The organism is Pseudomonas lurida (genome assembly GCF_002563895.1).
Lineage (GTDB): Bacteria > Pseudomonadota > Gammaproteobacteria > Pseudomonadales > Pseudomonadaceae > Aquipseudomonas > Aquipseudomonas lurida.
In genome coordinates this window covers 4,292,645-4,313,970 of the sequence record NZ_PDJB01000001.1, presented here as the reverse complement: position 1 = coordinate 4,313,970, position 21,326 = coordinate 4,292,645, and the positions used below count along the sequence as shown (strand labels likewise).

The 21,326-nt window shown below is 51.0% G+C and carries 11 protein-coding genes and 2 pseudogenes; 11 read left to right on the top strand and 2 right to left on the bottom strand.

Annotation, left to right across the window (positions count from 1 at the left end; genetic code table 11):
• Positions 1–4 precede the first annotated feature (4 nt).
• Entirely contained in the window at positions 5–1,912 is a 1,908-nt protein-coding gene (locus ATH90_RS19480) for an alpha/beta hydrolase family protein (RefSeq protein ID WP_098467087.1), read from the top strand.
• Positions 1,913–2,233: 321 nt separating this feature from the next.
• Here the strand turns inward: ATH90_RS19480 and ATH90_RS29195 are convergent, their stop codons facing one another.
• Together ATH90_RS29195 and ATH90_RS19475 are read right to left on the bottom strand one after the other, a co-directional pair.
• Positions 2,234–2,773: a hypothetical protein gene (locus tag ATH90_RS29195; RefSeq protein WP_141537504.1), complete on the bottom strand. Its 540-nt coding sequence runs from the start codon at positions 2,771–2,773 to the stop codon at positions 2,234–2,236.
• Positions 2,758–3,609 (bottom strand): winged helix-turn-helix domain-containing protein, encoded by an 852-nt coding sequence (locus tag ATH90_RS19475; RefSeq protein ID WP_170041143.1) that lies wholly within the window; start codon positions 3,607–3,609, stop codon positions 2,758–2,760. The genes ATH90_RS29195 and ATH90_RS19475 overlap by 16 nt, the downstream gene beginning before the upstream one ends.
• A 376-nt stretch (positions 3,610–3,985) precedes the next feature.
• Between ATH90_RS19475 and ATH90_RS19470 the strand changes: the two genes are divergently transcribed.
• The 10 genes and pseudogenes from ATH90_RS19470 (at position 3,986) to ATH90_RS19430 (ending at position 21,156) form a co-directional block, all read left to right on the top strand.
• On the top strand, positions 3,986–5,134 hold the full coding sequence (locus ATH90_RS19470) for an EAL domain-containing protein (RefSeq protein ID WP_098467085.1): 1,149 nt from the start codon (positions 3,986–3,988) through the stop codon (positions 5,132–5,134).
• A gap of 829 nt (positions 5,135–5,963) precedes the next feature.
• Positions 5,964–6,126, top strand: a pseudogene (locus tag ATH90_RS29190) (transposase); the annotation flags it as partial.
• Between the two features lie 610 nt (positions 6,127–6,736).
• On the top strand, positions 6,737–7,273 hold the full coding sequence (locus ATH90_RS19465; protein WP_170041141.1) for a fimbrial protein: 537 nt from the start codon (positions 6,737–6,739) through the stop codon (positions 7,271–7,273).
• A 78-nt stretch (positions 7,274–7,351) separates the two neighbouring features.
• Positions 7,352–8,092, top strand: a complete 741-nt coding sequence (locus tag ATH90_RS19460) for a fimbrial biogenesis chaperone (RefSeq protein WP_098467083.1) — start codon at positions 7,352–7,354, stop codon at positions 8,090–8,092.
• A 144-nt stretch (positions 8,093–8,236) separates the two neighbouring features.
• On the top strand, positions 8,237–10,696 hold the full coding sequence (locus tag ATH90_RS19455; RefSeq protein ID WP_244905996.1) for a fimbria/pilus outer membrane usher protein: 2,460 nt from the start codon (positions 8,237–8,239) through the stop codon (positions 10,694–10,696).
• Positions 10,693–11,784 (top strand): fimbrial protein, encoded by a 1,092-nt coding sequence (locus ATH90_RS19450; protein WP_098467082.1) that lies wholly within the window; start codon positions 10,693–10,695, stop codon positions 11,782–11,784. The genes ATH90_RS19455 and ATH90_RS19450 overlap by 4 nt, the downstream gene beginning before the upstream one ends.
• Before the next feature lie 92 nt (positions 11,785–11,876).
• Positions 11,877–12,743: pseudogene (locus tag ATH90_RS19445) on the top strand (transposase); the annotation flags it as partial.
• A 707-nt stretch (positions 12,744–13,450) separates the two neighbouring features.
• Positions 13,451–15,379 carry an esterase EstP gene (estP, locus tag ATH90_RS19440; protein WP_098467081.1) on the top strand — a complete coding sequence of 643 codons (1,929 nt, stop codon included), beginning with the start codon at positions 13,451–13,453 and terminating at the stop codon, positions 15,377–15,379.
• A gap of 197 nt (positions 15,380–15,576) precedes the next feature.
• Positions 15,577–16,734, top strand: a complete 1,158-nt coding sequence (locus tag ATH90_RS19435; protein WP_098467080.1) for an HD-GYP domain-containing protein — start codon at positions 15,577–15,579, stop codon at positions 16,732–16,734.
• 42 nt (positions 16,735–16,776) lie between these two features.
• Positions 16,777–21,156 (top strand): response regulator, encoded by a 4,380-nt coding sequence (locus tag ATH90_RS19430; RefSeq protein WP_098467079.1) that lies wholly within the window; start codon positions 16,777–16,779, stop codon positions 21,154–21,156.
• Positions 21,157–21,326 lie beyond the last annotated feature (170 nt).

The window sequence follows — 21,326 nt, the reverse complement described above, 5'->3', positions numbered from 1 at the left end:
ACGCATGCGAAACACAGTAAAGATTTTGGCACTAATATTCCTGCCACAGATGGCAATGGACGCTCGTGCCGTTGCAAAGTATTATACCGTTGAGGACTTCTTTGCCCGTACGGAACGTGTTTCTTATCGATTGTCAGAAGATGCGCGCACCCTGGCTTACTTGCAGCCTACGTATAATGGCAATACTCCTGCACGCATGAATATCCACATACAGGAACTAAAGAATGGAAAGTTGACAGGGCCAGTTAGACAACTTACCTACGAAGTGGCACGTGATATCAGTAACTTTCAGTGGAAGAACTCCGAGTTTATTCTTTTTCAAAAAGACTTTGAGGGCGATGAAAACTTTCATATCATCGCGATCAATACTAAAGACGGCAGCGTAAACGACCTTACGCCTGAGAACGGAGTTCGCGCTCATATTGAAGACTTCTTGCCCGATGATCCCGACCACGTGCTGATCAGTCACAACCAGCGAAATCCTCAGTTCTTTGATGTCTACAAGGTCAACGTACGTACCGGTTCAACAGTATTGGTGGCAAAAAACCCCGGTAATATAGACAGCTGGAAGACGGACCATGAGGGCAAAGTGCGCGCGGCAGTCACGACTGACGGTCTAAACAAATCGTTGCTATACCGCGATAACGAAGGCCAACCATTCCGCACCTTGCTCACCACTGATTATCGCACTCAAGTAGATCCGCTGTTTTTCAGCCAAGACAATCAAAAAATTTATGCCCGTTCAAACAGGAAGCGGGACCTCCTTGGACTGGTTCTTATCGATCCAAAGTATCCTGAGCGCGAAAAACACGTGTTCACTCCGGAAACAGTGGATCTGGACAGCGTTATTTATTCGAGGAAAAGCGGGCATCCCCTGCTGGCAACCTATCAAACTGACCAGCCACAACTTCACTTCTTCGACTTAAAAATTCGGTCGTTGATGCTCAATTTACGCGCTCATTTACCCGGCTATAACTTCACGATTGAGGACACCGACAAGGAGGAAACAACCTTTATTGTCAGCAGCTACAATGATCGGACCCCAGGTGCCAGCTATGTGTATGACGTCAATACCAATACGCTTGAAAAGCTATCGGACGCCAACCTGGCAATTTCCGAAGCGGATATGGCTAAGGTCAAACCCATCAGTTACATCACGCGAGACGGCCTGACCATACACGGCTACCTGGCCCTGCCCGTGGGCCGGGAACCGAAGGGGCTCGCCTGCATCGTCAACCCCCATGGCGGCCCATGGCAGCGTGACAATTGGGGATATAACCCGGAAGTCCAACTGCTAGCCAATCGTGGTTTTTGCGTTCTTCAGATGAATTTTCGCGGGTCCACCGGGTTTGGACGTCGCTTCTGGGAAGCGGGCTTCGGCCAGTGGGGCTTGAAGATGCAGAACGACATTACGGACGGCGCACAATGGCTGGTAGAGCAAGGTATCGCCGACCCTAAGCGGCTGGGCATTTACGGTACAAGCTACGGCGGCTATGCGGCGCTGGCCGGCGTCACATTTACCCCTGAACTGTACTCTGCCGCCGTTGATTACGTCGGTGTGTCAAACCTTCTCAGTTTTATGAACGCAATTCCTCCTTACTGGGCACCCTACTTGGCCCAGATGAAGACGATGATCGGAGACCCTCATACCGATCTGGTACGTCTACGTGCTACATCGCCGGCGTTTCACGTTGACCGAATCACCGCTCCGCTACTTATTGCTCAAGGTGCCAACGACCCGCGGGTTAACAAAAGTGAAAGTGACCAAGTGGTGGAGGCTCTGCGTAAACGTGGGGTCCATGTTGAATACATGGTCAAGGACAATGAGGGGCATGGGTTCCAGAACGCAGAAAACCAAATCGAGTTCTATAAAGCCGCACAGGGTTTTCTCATCAAACATCTCAAACCCTAAGGCGTCTAAATTTGCCCAAGAAAATATCGACAACCGTATCGATATACCCCAAAAAAAACACGCGTGGGTGAATGAAGTATGGTCAATCACCCACTCACCGCGTGAAGTGCTTTAATAGAACAGGCTCACACGGTTCATTTGAGTCGCTGGTAGCGACCGCGCAATCTTGCTCAGGAGTGGTATGTCCACCCACTGCAATGCTCCTGCGTTAGATGATTTTGCGTGGAGTGTAGGACTGAAGCTGGATTGGAAGTTTTTATGGTCGTAGGTGGGGGAGTGATAGAGAGGGGCCGCGCGTCATGACCCCGCCACTTTTGTTGTTTAGTGCTGTGGAATACCCACAGTGGTTGTCTCTGGTGCAAAGCAATAGACATTGTCCGATGAATAGTAATACCCGCAAAATCCCGACTTATCCAATTTTAGGAACCGTACATATGAGCTCTGACCCACATTGAGATCGAGCCTGCGAGAAAAAAGCTCCCGTACTTTAAGTCCGCCCAGATACTCATCGAACCCATCGGATACAGTCTTGCCCTCAATTTTCACATAAGCAAGATTACCGATGACTGGATAAATTTTCCCATAAGTATTCAGGTAGTAGAGTTTTTCCGGCGTGTACCAGGAGGACGTGTAGCTGAATGCCCTGCCATGGAATCTCAGCGTTTCAACGTTCTCTACATTAGGTCCTGAGGTTACTCCCGTATCGCCACTCCAGTATACGTGACTTTGCATTGTGTATAGTTCATTTTCTTTGACCGGCAACTTTCTATTGAAGAGCCAGACGCCCAAGAGTATTAAAATCAGCAAAACGACTGCAGAAAATTCTATTTTGTGCAGTCTTGACTTTAAATTGAAAGACATTTACTCAGAACCTCTTTAAGGCTAACAGTCAGGGGCGCCGCATATGTCGTTGCGCCTTTAGTTGTAAAGCACGCAATGCGGAATCGGGCTTTTGTATATGACAGCCATACTTCTCCTTTGAGTGGAGAAGAGAGGCTTCTGATTTGTTTGACCAAGTAATCATGTTGCGTGTTTAAGCTTGGGTTCAGGTATTTATCTCCCACAATATTAATTGTGGCTTCTCCGGCGCTCAAACGCTCAATAGTGACGTGCTCATCAATTAAAAAACCTGCACTATCAGAATTGAATAGCCAAACACCGCCGGTGACTAGTAGGAGTACGGCGACTAAGCCAAAGGACGCGGTACGTCTGCGCCTCGAATGTATTGCAAGGTTTGACCCTAACAAGTTTGGCGCCGGCGCGGTTTGTTCAGACACTATTTCGAGATTGTCCAATTCTTTCGTGCAGGAGGGCGATAGAGTGGAGGCGGGAAGGTATTTTGAATTGAAGTAGTACCCGGCACGGGGAGCGGTTACGAAGACATCTTTTCCGCAACGCCAGAAGAACGAACGCAGGTTGAAGATTGCATGGGTCAGGCTGCCTTCAGACACAACCCTACCGGCCCAGGCAAAATCGATTAACTCGGACTTACTGAAAACTTTGTCGGGGTCGGAGGTAAGTAATAGTAACAACCGAAACTCAGACCGACCGAGGTCGCAACGAAGCTGCTCTTCGTTTGCATAAATTTTGAGTTCCTGTTCGGTGAAGCAGAACTTAGCGTTCCCGTCTCCCTCAGGATTCAGATTTAGCTCAATATCTAATGGTAACATTATTTTATTTTGTAAAACCTGACTCATTTTTTCGCTCACCCTGTCGCACCGCGCGACTTCTGACCATTCAACACAAGTGTAGCAGGCCTGAAATAAAACAGAATTAACATTAATCTGCCAGATTAATGTTATTAATAACTTCATAATCGCTGAATTATCAATATTTTAAATCCGTTACCGCGCATGTGCGTGCGCGCGTCAAAAATTAGGCGCGCGCGCTCCGGGCTGCTCGCAGCAAGCGACCTGGGGCAGTGGTGGCCATTTTTAATGATCATTAACGGGTGCTAATTTGAGGGATGTCTTAAATTTTCTGATAGACGCCTATTGGCTTTTTCTTTGTGTGGTGAAGACAGTGTGCAAGCAATGTATCGAAGCAGGGTGTGTTCACCTGCATGTGGTTCTAATGAATCATGCTCAGGTGAGGTTCGCGTACGAGGAAGACACTGCTGCACGTGTAATCAGTACAATTCAGAACCGCTTCTTTTTAATGGGAGCTAGTGTCTACCGCACCGGCGACGGCAGTTTTGTGGCCTCTATAAATGAGCGAACCTGCGATATGCTGGAAGATATTTATCTTTCGCTGTCTATGGGCGCAGTGTTGATTGATGGCACTAAAATACTGCCCGTCGTCTCTGTCGCGATGATAGACCCAAGTACGATTGGCTCTTATAAAGTCTCCTCTATGGTCTCTAACGCTTTGTGTGTGGGTGCGGCATTAAAACCAGCACAATTGAACCATAAGTGGCGCGCTATGTATGAGCGGGACATGAATATTTGCGTAGAGCTGGTGACTCGCCTGGATGCGCGTCAAGCCACCCTTCATCGTCAGCCTGTAAGAAGTATGGCGACCAGATCCGCGTTATATGAAGAGGTGTTTCTACGATTCGAAGGAAAGGGCGGTGTGCCGTTGCTCAGCTTTGCTGAGTGTGTGAAGGCGATCAAAAACATCGGCATTCAAAAAGTTATTGATATGTACGTGCTTAGTTCTGTATTGGACCAATTAGAGCGCGAGACCTCTACTTCGATTGGATGCAATTTATCGGCGTCCAGCTTTATTTTGGATACGCTATGGGCGCGAACTATAAAACGCTTGACCTCGAACCCAGCTCTTGCTCGTCGTTTGGTAATCGAACTTACGGAAGAGGAACCGTTGGATGATCTTGAGTCTGCACTTTTGTTTATCGAAAAACTTAGAGAGCTGGGCTGTCGATTTGCATTAGATGACTTGGGCGCCGGAATGTCGCGCACTACGGTTATCGAACGTGGGAATTTTGAATATATCAAGATAGATAAAAGCCTTTTACACGCTGCCAGGAATAACTCGGCCGGGAAGAAAATGCTTAAGCACACCGTTGAGTATTGTGGACTCTTTTCCAAAGAGATCATTGTTGAAGGTATGGAAACGATTAATGATCTAAATCAAGTCATGAAGCTCGGGGTGTCCGGAGGTCAGGGCTATTACTTCCATGCAGACGCCAAGCGAATCAACTTTCCTGTGACGTATTCCGGTTTGCAAAAGGCTGTGTTTACTTGGGTAAGCAATGCCGGATAATTTCGTAAGCGATGAATCAAATTTAGTGCCTTTCAGTGAGCTTATACTGAACATTTGAGGGCGGGGTATGAAAGTATTTATAGTCGTATGTTGTGGCGCACTTGCGCTCTTGGTGATGGTTCAACAACAAACTGAACCGGTGCGGTTTTTTCCAGCTTTTGAAATCACCCATGGGCTCCCCAGCTTTATCAATTAGTTATTGGGCTGTTTGATCGGATCGGGAGAGGCGTTCTCCGATGACGTACGTTATGTGCTCGATCTTTATATTGTCATTTACGCTGCTTACCTGTTTGCATGCATTTCTGCCGCGAAAGAGGTGAGTGCTCTTACTCGGCTGAACAAGTTTAGTATAACTGTTGGTCGGTTATTGAAACTCCAGGCGACGTCTTAGGAAACCTGGTCAACGATAATCTCCTCGTGTGATTTAAGGGGATCTCTTCAGATATTGCCCGATAACCACGCAATTTATTATCTGGCAGTCGCTGAGTAAAGCGTAATAGTGCCCGCCACCTAGTGCCCACGATACGTCAACAACACTGAGGCGGTTCTTTACGCCGCCTGCTGATGGTTCGTAGCAGAAAGAAAGCCATATTAAAAATGCTATCGCGAATTTGGTGATCAGTTTAATCTAGTAATCCTGCATTCATTTGGTGAAGAAAGTACTAGCCAGTTAAATCGGGCTACCAGTAACAGTACAATAACGACACATATCGATCCGAATAGCATCCAGATCAATACCGACGCAATGATGGCTTCATCCGGCGTTTTCACCATCTCGTAGGTCGAACTGTCGAATGTGCACATGTCGTCTTAGTGGGCCTTCGAGACGGTGCTACTGGTCCTGATCGAGTTGGATTGTGTCGTACCTTGGGAGGGTTTGATTTTCCTGATCGAACCTCATAATTTGGGAGGAGGGGGGTGGGCGGCGGTCCTTCCTATCCGATGATGGCGATGCGCGTGCTCATCTCATGCAGAACTGGTTCGGTTACAGCGTCCGATGACTATGGACGCGCTGTATTCTCCGAAAATTGGAGTCGATCATCGATGGTTCTAAGTCGATCAGCTCCTGCTCGTTAATCGGATATGAAGCCGCTTTAGCATCTGATCAAACGCTCCGCTATTGCGCCAGTCACGAAACCGTTGATAGGCCGTTGACCAAGGATCGAATCACTCGGGCTTATCTCGGCAGGCCGCACCAGAGCAGAGTAACCAGAGGATGCGGTTAAGCATCATATGGTCATTGCTTCGCAGGCTCCGGTGCGACGGATTTCGATGAATATGTCAGTAACCAAATCCCAGACTGTATTTGGAACTTCGTAACGCTTTGCCATACGGGCCCCTAGTATGTTCCGTATGGCAGCTATTTTACTCGTTCAGACTTTGCGTACATAACCTAGCTCATGCTGGGGTTCCGATAGGAATGTCGGGCGATTTTCAAATAAGAGAATTCCTCGGGTTTTTTAGGGAATTCAAAAAATAATCAGGACTTTCTCGCTAATAATATTTTTAATGAGATTTAATTTTTTAATCGACGTTCGGTTGGTACTCTTTCCTCGTCACACATTGTGTGCGGCGTACTATTTTTACTTCGTGGAACTTCATATGAAAATTGAAAAGAAAGCTCTTGCGCTCGCTATTTTTATCTGCGCGTCTGGCGTGCAACATGCTAGCGCCCAAGATGGTAGAATTAATTTTACCGGCACATTGCTTGACCAGACTTGCACCGTTACCGTGAATAACCAAACACGTGTAGCTAATGTGGATTTGCCCAATATCTCCGCAGCGTCGTTGGGTGAAGCCGGTAAAGTTGCTGGCGATACCTTCTTCCAAATTGAGCTGTCCTCCTGTGCAGGTGCCGCCACTAAAGCAAGCGCATATTTCACTGCTAACAGTGGGGTTGATCCAGTCACCGGTAATTTGGTGAATAGAGGTACCGCTACCAATGTTCAACTGGAACTGTCTGACAAAAGTGGAGAAAAAATTCGCGTTGGTTGGCCACGTCAGTCCACTCGTGGTCAGAAGTTTGATATCGCTAACGGCGGCGTGATTATGCCGTATGTCGTGAAGTATGTAGCAACGGGTGCCGTAAGCCCCGGCACGGTATCCAGTTTCGCGACATTCGACATCAGCTACCAGTAATCAATACCCCATCTGCACACCTGTACACCTGTATATCGGTGCCGTGCGGTGTGTGGATGGCTGGTTAACGAGAAAATTATGTTTAGTCTGAAAGTCGTCCGCATTAGTGCGTACACAGCGCTCGCCTTTTTGGTGAGTTCGCCAGCCATGGCGGGAGTGGTGATAACAGGCACTCGATTGATTTACCCCGAGGGTCAAAAAGAAGTCACCGTGAAGCTTAATAATAATGGTTTACAACCTGCACTGGTCCAAGCATGGGTTGACGACGGGGATGCACGGTCAAGTCCCACTAATTCAAAGGCGCCCTTTATTCTTTCACCGCCGGTTTCACGTATCGATCCTAGCAAGGGGCAAAGCCTGCGCCTAATGTTCACCGGCAAGGAGCTGCCTGCGAATAAAGAGTCCGTGTTTTGGCTCAATGTGTTGGAAATTCCACCTAAGGTCGAAAGCACGGTAGACACCAACTTGCTACAGATGGCCTTTCGTTCACGTATCAAAGTCTTTTACCGCCCCAATGGGCTCGTTGGATCGGTTGTCGACGCGCCCGGATCGTTGAAGTGGAAAATCGTTAACCACGGCAAGCTTTATGCGGTGCAAGCGTATAACCCGACTGCATTCCACGTGTCTTTGGCGGAGTTGAGCCTCGTAGTTGATGGCCGACGTTATATCAGTGAGAGCGGTATGATTAAACCCAACGATACCCAGGATTTTTCACTGCCTGATCTTAAGTCGCGACCAAATATGGCTGGCGAGTTGGAATTCAACGCGATCAACGATTACGGGGCATCGACACTGATCAAGTATCCGCTAAAACCATAAGCATTTGAGAATCCTGATAACTATCCTTGCTTCGCTTGATGCTGTCACACACGCTATTATTTTGAGATTCATATTGTGCGATTTTTCAAATCTCTGCCCGTATTAATTCCTGTGTTGCTGCCTTCGTCTACCTGGGCTGACGTTGTGCACTTCAACGATGCTTTTTTGCCAGAAGATTCGCGCAGCCTTCAGCTCGAGCAGTACGAGAAGGGTAATCCGGTCTTGCCAGGTCAGTATCGGGCTGATATAGCAGTGAATAGTAAATTGCTGAATCGTAAGGATATACGCATCGATGCTGAACCCGATGGTAGCCGCCCTGTGGTATGTTTTAGCCGCAGCCTCTTAGAACAGGTTGGAGTGGACATTCAAAAGTTGTCGGTAGAAGCGGCAGCTAGCCTTGATGAAACGACATGTAAGGGTATCGAACAGTTGATACCAGGTTCTACTGCGAGCTTCAATCCTTCTAGTCAACAATTGGATGTCAGCATTCCGCAAATCGCGTTGCGTCGGAGTTCTCGAGGCTATGTCAGTCCCGAGTTGTGGGATCGAGGTGTCACCGCCGGCAATTTGAGTTACTCCTTCAATGCTAATCACAATAATGCTAACACCGGCACTTACGATTCAGCTTACTTGGGTCTCAGCACTGGTTTAAATCTTGGCGACTGGCGCTTGCGTCATAACGGCTCGTTAAGTTGGCAATCAACAAGCGGACAGAACTATCAGGCCATTAACACTTATGCTCAGCGGGATGTCACATTTTTGCAGAGTCAGTTAGTAGTTGGTGAGGCTAATACCAGTGGCGAGGTTTTCGATACATTCAACTATCGTGGTGTGCAGTTAAGTACCGATGATCGAATGCTACCTCAATCCCAAAGGGGTTATGCCCCAGTGATCCAAGGTATTGCCCGTACGGCAGCCCGTGTAGCAGTGCGTCAGGCTGGAAATTTGCTGTATGAGACAACCGTTGCACCAGGGCGCTTTGTTATTGATGACTTGTATTCCACAGGTTATGGCGGCGACCTTGAAGTGACGGTTTACGAGGCTGATGGTAGTGAGCAGCGATTCACCGTGCCTTTCGCGTCTACGGCTGAGTTATTGCGCCCTGGCATTTCGCGGTTCAGCGTGACGGCAGGTGAAACTCGCAATAGTTACATTAATCACCAAGCGCGGCTGGCCCAAGGCACCTATCAATTGGGATTGAGTAATATATTTACCGGCTATGGGGGGGCGCAAGCCAGCGATGATTATCGTGCGATGCTTGGTGGACTGGCGTTTGGGACACCGATTGGTGCTGTGGGAGTCGATGTGACGCAGGCCCAAACCAACCTGCGCAGCGGCGATGTTAGCGGGCAAAGTGTGCGCATGACCTACAGTAAAAACTTTGCCGAAACTGGTAGCAACCTTGCAGTCGCAGCTATGCGCTTTTCCACCGAGGAGTACCTAGGTTTCAACGATGCCTTGCAGTTACTTGATATTCAACGCAGTGGTTACGACAGCAAGGCTTTCGGTCGCTCTCGCAGCCGCTTATCCCTCACCGCCAACCAAAGCCTTGGAGTTTGGGGGCAGCTTGTGTTTAGCGGTTTTACCCAGAATTACTGGAATCGAACAGGCAGTGATGTGCAGTACCAACTTAGCTATAGCCAACAGGTGAGTCAGGTCAGCTATGGTTTGAGTGTGAGTCGCAATCGTGTTGGCCTGGGAGAAATGGATACCACGCTTATGTTAACGGCGAGCATGCCTCTGGAGTTTGGTAGTTCTCAGCGCACGGCACAAATTTCGGCCACTATGTTGCGTGACAACCAGGGCTACTACAGCGAACAGGCGAGTCTCAGCGGCATTGCCGGTGAAGAAGACCAGTACAGTTACAGTCTGACCAGTAGTCATGAAGGTGTTAATCGTACAAACAGCACCTCGGTTAGCGGACAGTATACGGGGCCGAAAGCCGTTGTTGGAGCGACAATTAGCCAAGGTGCTGATTACAAAAGCCTGTCGCTGAATGCAAGCGGCAGTATCGTGGCGCATCCTCAGGGTGTGACTTTTACCCCCTATCGCAGCGAAACGATGGCGGTGGTCACTGCCGAAGGAGCAGAGGGCGCTAAAGTACCAGGCTATCCAGGCGTGCGTGTAGATAGCTACGGCAACGCTGTCGTGCCCTACTTGCGCCCATATGAGTTGAACGAAATCTCAATCGATCCCTTTGGTACTTCTCTCAACGTGGAACTGAATGAAACGAGCCAGCAGATCGCACCTCGCGCGGGTGCAGTGGTGGCCTTGAAATATGGCACCACGGACGGCGAGGCGCTGCTGCTTAACGTGATGCTCGATGATGGAAGCCTACTCCCGTTCGGTGCCAGTGTGGTGGATGAACGGGGCGTCTCGGTAGGAGTGGTCGGCCAAGGTGGGCAGTTGTATGCACGGGTAAAAGACGACACACGACAGTTGCTGATCAATTGGGGAAGTCAGGCGACTCAACAATGTGTGCTGCCATTACCTCCCGTAAAAAATGATGGTAAGCATCTACGTCAGGTGGAGGTTGTGTGCTCGGTTGTTCAATTAGAAAAACATTTCACTCCGGTGAACGGCGTGGGGGGGAGTAAGAAATGATCTTGATTCGGCTTTTATTATGTGTCGGATTGTCATTGGTAGGTGCAAATACGATGGCGGCCTGCAATTTTCGTAGTGGTTCTCAAGGATTGACTTTAAAGCAACCTCTGCAGGCGGGCAGCTTGACCATTGGCCGGGACGTGCCGCAAGGCGCAGAAATCTATCGACAGAGTTTCAGTTCGTCTACTCCCTTATTGGTCACCTGTACAGGAGGCACCTCTACAGCTCAAAGACAAGCAGTTTTTTCTTCGGTGCCTTTATCATTATCCGACTGGAACAACAGCCCGTACGCGCAGAAGGTTTACACAACGACAGTACCGGGAATTGGCGTCGTTATTGAGTATTATAATGCTGCTGTACCACATTCAAGCCCTACCGCTGTCTGCAGTAATGCGAGCGCTCAGGCTTGTGATGTTGATATTACTCAAGCTGTGAACTTTGATTTGGTTTTTATAAAAATCGGTGATGTTTCATCTGGTACAATCCAAGGTTCATCTTTACCTGCAGTAGCGATCAATTGGGTAACTGACAACAGCCTCCGGCTTGGCACCCTTGACTATTCCGGTAGTATCAATATCGTCTCGCAAACGTGTACGACCTCTGACGTAATCGTGCCTATGGGTTCTCACAAACTAAGTGAGTTTTCCGGTAAAAATACTTTCACAGCCTGGCAGGACTTCTCTATTACTCTTAGTAATTGCCCGGCTTTTCACGGCTATTACCAGTCAGCAGGACCAACTTGGAGTAACAACGGTACGGTTGTAGGTGTTGACCTACGCAAGAGTAATGTGCTGAAAGTACGCCTGGATTCAACCATTACTCCAGTTGATCCGACTCGGGGTATTCTTCAACTGAACGCCGGTGGTTCTGGTGGCGCTGCCTCTGCCAGGGGGGTTGGCTTACAGGTCGCCGATAATTTGGGCAATCCACTGAGGTTGGCGACGTTATACGCCAGTGGCGTCATCCTAACCAATCAGGCCGGCGGTAGCTACAATATCCCTTTGCGGGCTCGTTACATACAAACTGAAGATAGTATCACTGCAGGTCCAGCTAATGCGACGTCAACTTTTACTATTGATTATTACTAAAAGTCTGGAGACTTAATCACGTCATGAGCCTGCGTGCCAGCATGCCTTCCTCGTCTAGCAAAGTACTCAGACTCTTCTTACCAAGTTTTCCGATGAAGCAAATGACTTTCGCTATTGCGGAGCGCGTCGGCAAACCCACCCAGACCCGTAAAGAGTTGTTCCTGGTCGAGGGGGGGGCGATGTGCGGATGGGTTTGATTACTATGGTCAACAGGTGCTACTCGAAGGGGTGATGGTGGTCGTCATACCTATCCGCTGAGAGCGATACTACGGATTCATCTGATGCAAAACTGGTTAGGTTTCAACTTCCGTATCCTACTGGAAAAGCATGAGTTGATGGTAAGGGTAGCGTGCGTGATCAGTTGCTGCCTAGGTGACTGAGGGCTGCTACACCGCCAGGGCACCATCGTTGATGCCACGCTGATTCATGCGCCGAGTTCAACATAAAACCAGGACGGCCAGCGTCAATCGGAAATGCTACTCGCCAAGAAAGGCGATCAATGATATTTCGGCATGAAAGCCCATATTGGTATGGATGACGAATCGGGCCGAGTCCAGTGCGCAAGGGGCAATGCCGCAAATATCACGAGGGTTAATAAGCTGCTGTGCGGTACCGAAAGCGCGTTTTGGCCGATGCCGGTTATACCGGAGTGTAGAAACGCCCCGAGTATGCAGGTCACCACGTCATTTGGCAGATTACCACCCGGCGTAGCACTTACTACAAACCGGGCAACCGCAGCGCCCTATACGAAGCCAAGCGGAAGAGCGGAAAAAGCCAGTGCGCAGGTACGGGTGAGAGTCGATTACCTGTTCTGGGAGATTAATCGCCAGGTCGGTTATGTCAGGAAACGGTTACGTGGCCTAGCTAAGAACGACACAGAGCGGTTGACGCTGCTTGCGCTGTCGCATCTTGGTGTGCATTGCCGGCATTTATTGATCATTGCAGGAGAAGTGCGCCTGTATTTTGGGGATAGCTGGCGCGAGGTTCTCGCAGCGTCTAAAAATAAAGAAATGAGTAAGAGCTCTGATTGTTTTGGATCGACTTGCCACTTTGGAAGCAGCGGTAGATAAAGTTAGCCAGAAGCACTTTGGTTGTCTCAGGTCGATGCCCCAAAGACTAAGTGCGGCAACTTCTCTTGCTACTGTTTAAAGATTATTAATAAGCTGTGGGTAGGTCGTGTCCTCGATATCATACCTGGTCATTAGGATGTATGGATTGAGTTCGTTTTTAACTTTTGTGTAAGTTTAAGTTTCAGCTAGAGATCTTTGAAGTCCGAGTGGTGAAAAAGTTAATAGCTAGTTGCTTGATGTTGGTTATCAAGACTGAAAGTCTCAAGTTCAAACATACAGTATTGTTAGGCGCTTCTGTTACTTTCGGTATGTGTTCGTACTGCTGTCTGATCAGTCATTTGAGATTGTAAGCTTTTCTTTGGTGCCTGTTAGTAGGAGTTGTTCAGTTCATGTTGTTGCGCTTTGTCGTGTTTGAACGAGCAGGAAGGTAAAAGGTTAAGTTTCTACTTGTTCCTGCCTGTCGATTAAGTAGATCTGCTGGGCCGCTGCCCTATGAATTCCGGTACTCGAAGTAGAGGCCGGGCGTAGTGTAATAACACAGAAGAAAGTCACTTCGCTGCGCCAGGCATGGCTCGGTGACTTTAAGGGGTTTAAATATGGTGAAAAAGTTTCGATCTTCCATTTTTGGATACTTACTGGTGCTCACGTACTCACATGGTTTTGCTGCGACATTGCCGTATACGACGATGGTTGCCTTCGGTGACAGCCTTTCCGACGCGGGCCAGCTCCCCGATCCGAATGGACCAAGTGATGCAAGTTTGCGATTCACCAACCGCACGGGGCCGACATTCCAAGGCGGTTTCGGCCAGGTGTCAGCAACATTGCTTGGATTAAAGCTGGGCGTAGCGCCGAATGATCTGGAAGCCTCCACTTCTCCAGTTCGTGCTGCACAAGGCTTACCGGACGGTAGCAACTGGGCGGTCAGTGGCTATCGTACTGATGACATCTTTGACTCTATCAACTCGGTCTCCAACGCTGCGATTCCTTCCGGCTATCCTGGCGGCGGCACGGTTCTACGCAGTCGTCAAGGTTACCTTCCGGCCCATGGTGGCCAAGCGGACCCGAAGGCCCTTTACTTGATTTCCGGCGGTGGTAATGATTTGTTCGCTATCACCAGTCTTGCTCAAGGCCCTGCCATTACCACTGAGGCTGCAGGACGACTGGCCGACAGCGTGCAAACTCTGCAACAGGCCGGTGGTCGCTATTTGATGGTGTGGATGCTGCCCGACCTGGGCCAGACCCCAGCGTACAACGGATCGCCGCTCCAGCCCTTCGTCAGCAACCTGAGCAGCTTATTTAACAAGACGTTGATACAACGCTTATCGCAAATCGACGCCGAGATTATTCCTTTGAACGTGCCACTGCTGCTTGAGGAAACGTTTGCCGATCCTGGGCGCTTTGGTTTCGCTACCGACCAGAACCTCAAGCGAACGTGTTTCAGCGCCAGTGCCTGCGCTAATACGGTATACGGTATCGGCGGTACGAACCCTGATCCAAGCAAACTCATTTATAACGATACTGTCCACCCCACTCAAGCGGCTCAGAGGCTAATTGCCGACTACGCCTATTCGTTGCTCGCAGCGCCCTGGGAAGTGACTCTCCTACCAGAAATGGCCCAAGGCACCTTGCGCAGCCACCAAGATGAACTGCGAAATCAGTGGCAAGCCGACCTGGGTAATTGGCAGGCTGTTGGCCAATGGCGTGAGATTGTCGCCAGTGGTGGCCAACACTTGGATTTCGACGATCAACGCAGTTCGGCCGGCGGCGACGTCAACGGCTACAACCTAAACGTCGGCGGCAGCTATCGCCTCGACGAAAATTGGCGTGTCGGCATCGTCGCAGGGTTTTATCGACAGACCCTTGAAGCCGGCGCCAGTGATTCGGACTACAAACTCAATAGCTACATGGCCACAGCCTTTGCGCAGTACCAACAGAACCACTGGTGGGCTGACGCTGCACTGACTCGCGGTAAGATGGACTTCGACAGTCTCAAGCGCAATTTCGCCCTCGGCGTCAGTGAGGGCACGGAGAAAGGCGATACCGACGGTTGGCTCTGGGCACTGAGCGGCCGTTTTGGCTATGACATTGCGCAGCCAGGGAGTGACTGGCACTTGTCGCCATTTATCAGTGCAGATTACGCACAGGTACAGGTGAAGGGGTACTCAGAAAAAGACGCGCGTTCTACCGCGTTGACATTCGATGGCCAACAGCGCGATTCGAAACGTTTGGGCGTTGGCTTGCAAGGTCGCTACCGCGTTACCCCACACTCCCAAGTGGTTGCTGAAGCCGCTCACGAGCATGAGTTTGAAAACGACACGCAGCGAGTCGGCATGTCCCTTAACAGTGTGCCAGGGATCAATTTTAAGCTTGAGGGGTACACACCACGCAGTAATTCGGATCGCTTCAGCATCGGTGTCAGCCAGCAATTGACGAAAGAACTGGTATTGAGCGCTACTTATAACGTGAGAAAGGATGACAATATTACCCAGCAGGGTGTGAGCTCTAGTATCAGTTTCCAGTTTTAGAGGAGGGCAATAACCCTCGTGCTCAATGCGAGTCACATTTTTAAATTAAGGCGAAACGATCAGCGGGGGAGCATCGAGTTTTTCATCACTTCTCCCGCTTCCGCCTAGCGATAGAAATTTTTGTAGCTACGCTTGCTAGCCAGAGAGTGACCTTAATGCGTTCACTCCTAAATGGCCATGTAAGGGAGCCTATATCCATGGATAACGCGCAGGGCGATTACCCCTCAGCAACCGTTCTAGTGGTCGATGACACTCCCGATAACCTAATGCTGATAGCCGAATTGCTCAAGGGCAGATACCGGATCAAAGCAGCCAAAAGCGGCGAAAGAGCATTACATCTTCTCCAGAGCGACCCACTCCCTGACCTGATACTGTTGGACGTCATGATGCCGGGTCTGTCCGGCTACGACGTTGCCGAACGGCTCAAGCTCGACGGACGTATTTGCGACATTCCGATTATCTTTCTGACCTCCATGACTGCCACAGAGGATGAGATTCGAGGCTTTAGCCTGGGCGCCGCAGATTACATTACCAAACCGATCGTGCCTGCGGTGCTCATGGCCAGGGTTGACACCCAGATCAAGATCAAGGCAGTTGCAGACTTTCTGCGCAATCAGAACGAATTTCTGGAACACGAAGTACGGCGCCGCACCCGTGAGGTGATCGCGATCCAGGATGTGACAATCCATGCAATGGCATCGCTGGCCGAAACCCGTGACAACGAAACGGGCAATCATATTCGCCGCACGCAGCATTACATAAAGGTGCTGGCCGAACTGCTGCGCGAGCATCCTCGCTTCCGTCAATTCCTCGACGATGAAACCATCAAGCTACTGTTCAAATCGGCACCGCTGCACGATATAGGCAAGATAGGCATCCCAGACCGTATCCTGCTTAAGCCCGGACGTCTCACTCCGGAAGAGTTCGAGATCATGAAGACCCACACTACTTTAGGGCGCGACGCGATCCAGCACGCCGAGGATCAGTTAGGAATCGACGTCGATTTCCTTCATTTGGCTAAGGAAATCGCATACGGCCACCAAGAAAAATGGGATGGCAGTGGTTATCCGCAAGGCGTAGCCAGTGACGACATACCCATCAGCGCCCGTTTAATGGCCGTGGCGGATGTCTACGATGCGCTGATCAGCCGCCGCGTGTACAAACCCGGTATGCCCCATGAGAAAGCAGTAGAAATTATCCGTGAGGGGCGTGGTTCGCATTTCGACCCGGACATCTGCGACGCGTTTCTGGTCAATGCCGAACGGTTTCGAGAAATTGCTGAGCGGTTCGCCGACAGCGACCAGGACATGGCTAGACAGTCAGACTTGCTTAAGCACATCGCTGACCACCCCTGAGAGCTGGACATCATTCTGCGCAACTAGTTAACGAGGCCATATATGAACAGACTCTTCGAGCTGCTCGAGCGCCTGTCCCTACGCAGTAAACTGATCATCGGTTTCGCAGCGCTGCTGATATTGGTCCTGATACTGGGTGTGCAAAGCCTTCGTACTCAGTATTCGCTCAGGGACAAAATGCAACAGTTGTACCAGCAGGATCTGGTCGGTATCCAGCGTGTGCAGGAGGTGAGGGTGCAGTTACCGCATTTATTGCTGGCAATGCAGCGCGCGATCGCCACCAATAACGCGGATATTCGTATCAGTGCCCGGGCGCAAATGGACGCCGCCCAAGAGCGTCTGCACGAGGCTCTGGAGCAAGTTCGCCCGACACTGCGGCGACAGAGCAGTATTAACAGTTTGCTGGAATTTGAAGTGGTGTTGCAGCGTCTCCAAAAAAGTGGAGATGACGCTTTGGACCTGGCCGGAAAAGGTTCTCTGGGCCAAGCTTTGACATTGCTCAATAGTAAAGACTTTCTCGCGCTTGAACAGGCAAGCGATGGATTGCTCACTTTGATCGATAAAAACAAGGAAGCAGACATTTACGATACGGCAAAGAATCTGGCCGAGTATGCCCAGCGAAGTAGTGCGATCACCTATTTCTTGCTGCTGGGTGGTTCGACGCTGGCGTTGCTGCTGACGTGGTTGGTAAGCCATTCCATCCGCGTACCGCTGAACCGTGTGCGCGTGGCGGTTGACGAGTTAGCTTCCGGTAAACTTGATGGCGAAATTCCCCACACCAAACTTCGCAACGAAACCGGCGACTTGGCGCGTGCTATCGCCACGCTGCAACTGGAGGCGCGTCAGCTTGAACGTCAGCGCTGGGTCAAAACCCACGCCTCGCTTTTGCAATTGGATTTACAACATGCAGAAACACCACAAGCTCTAGCCCAAACTTTTTTTTGCCGCATCGCACCACAGTTGGGTATGTGTCAGGGGGCGCTTTATGTGCTCTATGAAGGCGCTTCCCGCCTGAAGTTGCTCAGCGGCTATGCGGTGGACAGTGACAACCCTCTACCCACTGAACTCGGGCTCGGTGACGGATTACTCGGCCAGTGTGCAATGGATCGCCAACCCCATCAGTTCAAGGATCTGCCCGAACAGTTCTGGCGAGTGCGCACACAGTTGGGCGGTGCCAGCGCCAGCCATCTGCTGGTTCAGCCCGTGTTGCGTGGCGAGCGCTTGCTCGGGGTCCTGGAAATGGCCGGGTTTCGCGCGCTGGAAGAGAATGAAGCAGCGCTTTTGCAAGAAGTGTTACCCAAGCTGGCGAGTGCCATGGCCATCATGGAGCGAAGCGAAGCGGCTCAGACGCTGCTGCAGGAAACTCGTCGCCAGGCTGACGAAATGAGTGCCCAAACCCTACAACTGGAACACCAGGCCAGAGAACTGGAAGCCCAGCAAACGGCACTGCGTGCAACTGAAGCATGGTATCGCGGCATTATCGAGGCTGCACCGGACGGGATGCTAGTGTTGGGAGCTGATGGCCACATTCTGATGACCAACCCACGAATGGATACTCTGTTTGGTTATGCTCCCGGGGAGTTGATTGGCTCCTGCATCGAACACCTGGTGTCGCAGGCTGAGGGCCAAAAGCATTTCGTCCTACGTGGCGGGGTCATTGCGAGCGGAGAAACCCGACAGGTCGGCGCAGACCTGGAGGAGTTGAGTGGCGTGCGCAAAGACGGCAGCCTATTTTCGGTTGAAATTGGTCTGTCCCACCTGCCGCCCCTCGAGGGGCGTGGCGATTGCATTTGTGCCTCGGTACGCGATGTAAGTGAGCGCAGGGCGATGGAGGCCAAGCTCCGTACTGCTAGCGATCGCCTGAATCTGGCGCAAGAGGCCGGTGACATCGGTTTGTTCGACGCTGACTTGGTCAGCGGCAAAAACTATTGGACACCGCAACTCGAAGCGCTATACGGGCTTCAGATTGGTGAATTCAGTGGCGCTCTTCAGCATTGGCAGGCCATGGTGCATCCCGATGATTTGGCGCGGGCTAGCAGCACATTCGAGAACGCGGTACACAGCGGCGATGATCGCGTCGACTTTGATTTCCGAATCGTGCGTGCAAATGATGGTCGGGTGCGCACGCTCCGATCGCTCAATCGCATTTCACGTACACCTGAGGGCACGCCATTGCGTGCAACCGGCATCAACATTGACGTGACTGCACTGGCAGAGGCAAGGGCTGCGGCCGAAGAGGCCACTCACGCTAAGAGCGAGTTTCTAGCCAACATGAGCCATGAAATTCGAACACCAATGAACGCCATCATCGGGATGAGTCACCTGGCGCTGCATACCGAACTGGACAGTCGCCAGCGCAACTATATCGAAAAGGTGCATCGCTCAGCCGAGAACCTGCTGGGGGTCATCAACGACATACTCGATTTCTCCAAGATCGAGGCCGGTAAGATGAGCCTCGAACAGGTCCCTTTCCGTCTTGAAGATGTACTCGACAGCTTCGCCGCAATCATTGGTCTGAAAACGGAGGACAAGGGCCTGGAATTGTTGTTCCAGATCTCGCCCGACCTTCCCATGGCACTGCTCGGAGATCCCCTACGATTAGGACAAGTGCTGATTAACCTAGGTAACAACGCTGTCAAGTTCACCGAGCATGGTGACATTGTGGTCGGCGTGGAGGAGGTGAGCATGCGCGAGGACTGCGTGAGGCTGCATTTTTGGGTGCGCGACACTGGCATAGGCATGACTGCCGAGCAGTGTTCTCGGATGTTCCAGTCATTTAGTCAGGCTGATAGTTCGATCACACGCAAGTATGGTGGCACCGGGCTGGGCTTATCTATCTCCAAGAAGCTGGTGGAGCTGATGGCCGGTCGAGTTTGGGTTGAGAGTAAACTGGGAGAAGGCTCCACGTTCCATTTCCAAGTACAGCTCGGCGTGCAAGAAGACATTCAGCCACGTCGCATGTTCAAGTCCGACGAACTGCAGGGTATGCGGATATTGGTCGTGGATGATAATGCCAATGCCCGCGAAATCCTCTCGAGCATGGCCCGCAGCTTTGGCCTGGAAGTGGACGTCGCACGGAGTGGTAGCCAAGCGCTGAGAATGCTGGCCGACGCCGAACATAAGGCGCTGCCCTACGCATTGATACTGATGGACTGGCGGATGCCCGGGATGGATGGTATGGAAACCGTGAGTAGGACGTACTCAGCCAGCCTGTTGCACACGCCTTCGGTAATCATGGTCACCGCCTTTGGCCGCGAAGAGGCGCAAGAAGAAGCCGAGCGGAGGGGGATCCAGTTACCTGTGGTGTTGACCAAACCGGTTACTCCGTCTGCTTTGCTCGAAGCCATCGGTATAGTGATGGGAAAAGGCCAAAAGAATGAGACTCGTGCCCGCGAGCGCTTTCAACAGAATGCAAGCACCTTAGCCCGCCTGAGCGGAGCTCGTGTGCTGCTGGTAGAAGATAACGAACTGAATCAGGAGCTTGCCCGCGAGCTGCTGGAGAATGTTGGAATACGGCTAAGACTGGCCAGGCACGGGCAGGAGGCCCTCGACATACTGGCTGAGGACGACGACTTTGATGGCGTGCTGATGGACTGTCAGATGCCAGTGATGGATGGGTACACCGCCACCCAGCGAATTCGCCAGCAGCCTTGCTTTGACGCTTTGCCGGTGATCGCCATGACTGCCAATGCCATGGACGGCGACCGCGAGCGAGCATTGAGCAGTGGAATGACGGATCATATATCCAAGCCACTCGATGTCGGGGCGATGTTCGCCACGATGGCAAAGTGGATTAAGCCACGAGCTGCTCAAGCATCGCGAGAAATGGCTCTGTCTGATGGGCTGCCGGATCATCTTGAGGGCATTGATATCGATGCCGGCCTAGCCACCTGTATGGGGCGCAGGGACCTCTATTTACGCCTGCTCTGTAAATTCAGGGACGCTCAAACAAATTTTACCGAGCAATTCAGTTCCGCACTTGTCGACTCGGATGTGGGAGCTGCCGGACGACTAGCCCATAGTTTACGCGGCACGGCCGGCAACATCGGCGCCAAAGCACTGGAACAGTCCTGTGCTTTGCTGGAGCAAGCCTGCCAGAACGGCGAGAGCGCTACGGCATTGCAAGCGCTGGCAGCTCAGGTCAACAGTTGCCTACTCACAACCTTGGCGGGTCTAACCGACCTCGCGGCGAGCACCCCGGTATTGAAAGATGATGGCCTACAGGATGGCTCGGAAGTGACCGCGCAACTGAACAGACTAAGAGACCTTTTAACCCAAGGTGATACCGCCGCCCTAGATGCGCTTGCAGAACTTCGCACTATGTCACTCGTTTGGTCCTTGGCAAATCGCTTGGTCCAGGTCGCAGAGCAACTGGAACTGTTCGACTTCGATCGTGCTCTTGAACTATTGCGGGGCGAATGATTTTTTACTAGGAGAGGTTATGCCCTTCATCGAGCGAATTATTGCATCAGCTGCGCAATCCTTTTTCATAACCAAACGTGATGATATCGTGTGCATTATTATGTAGGGCACGCGCTTCTTTCGTAAGCGTTCGGCGAAGTCATCTACCCAATCCAGCTATAAGCACATTA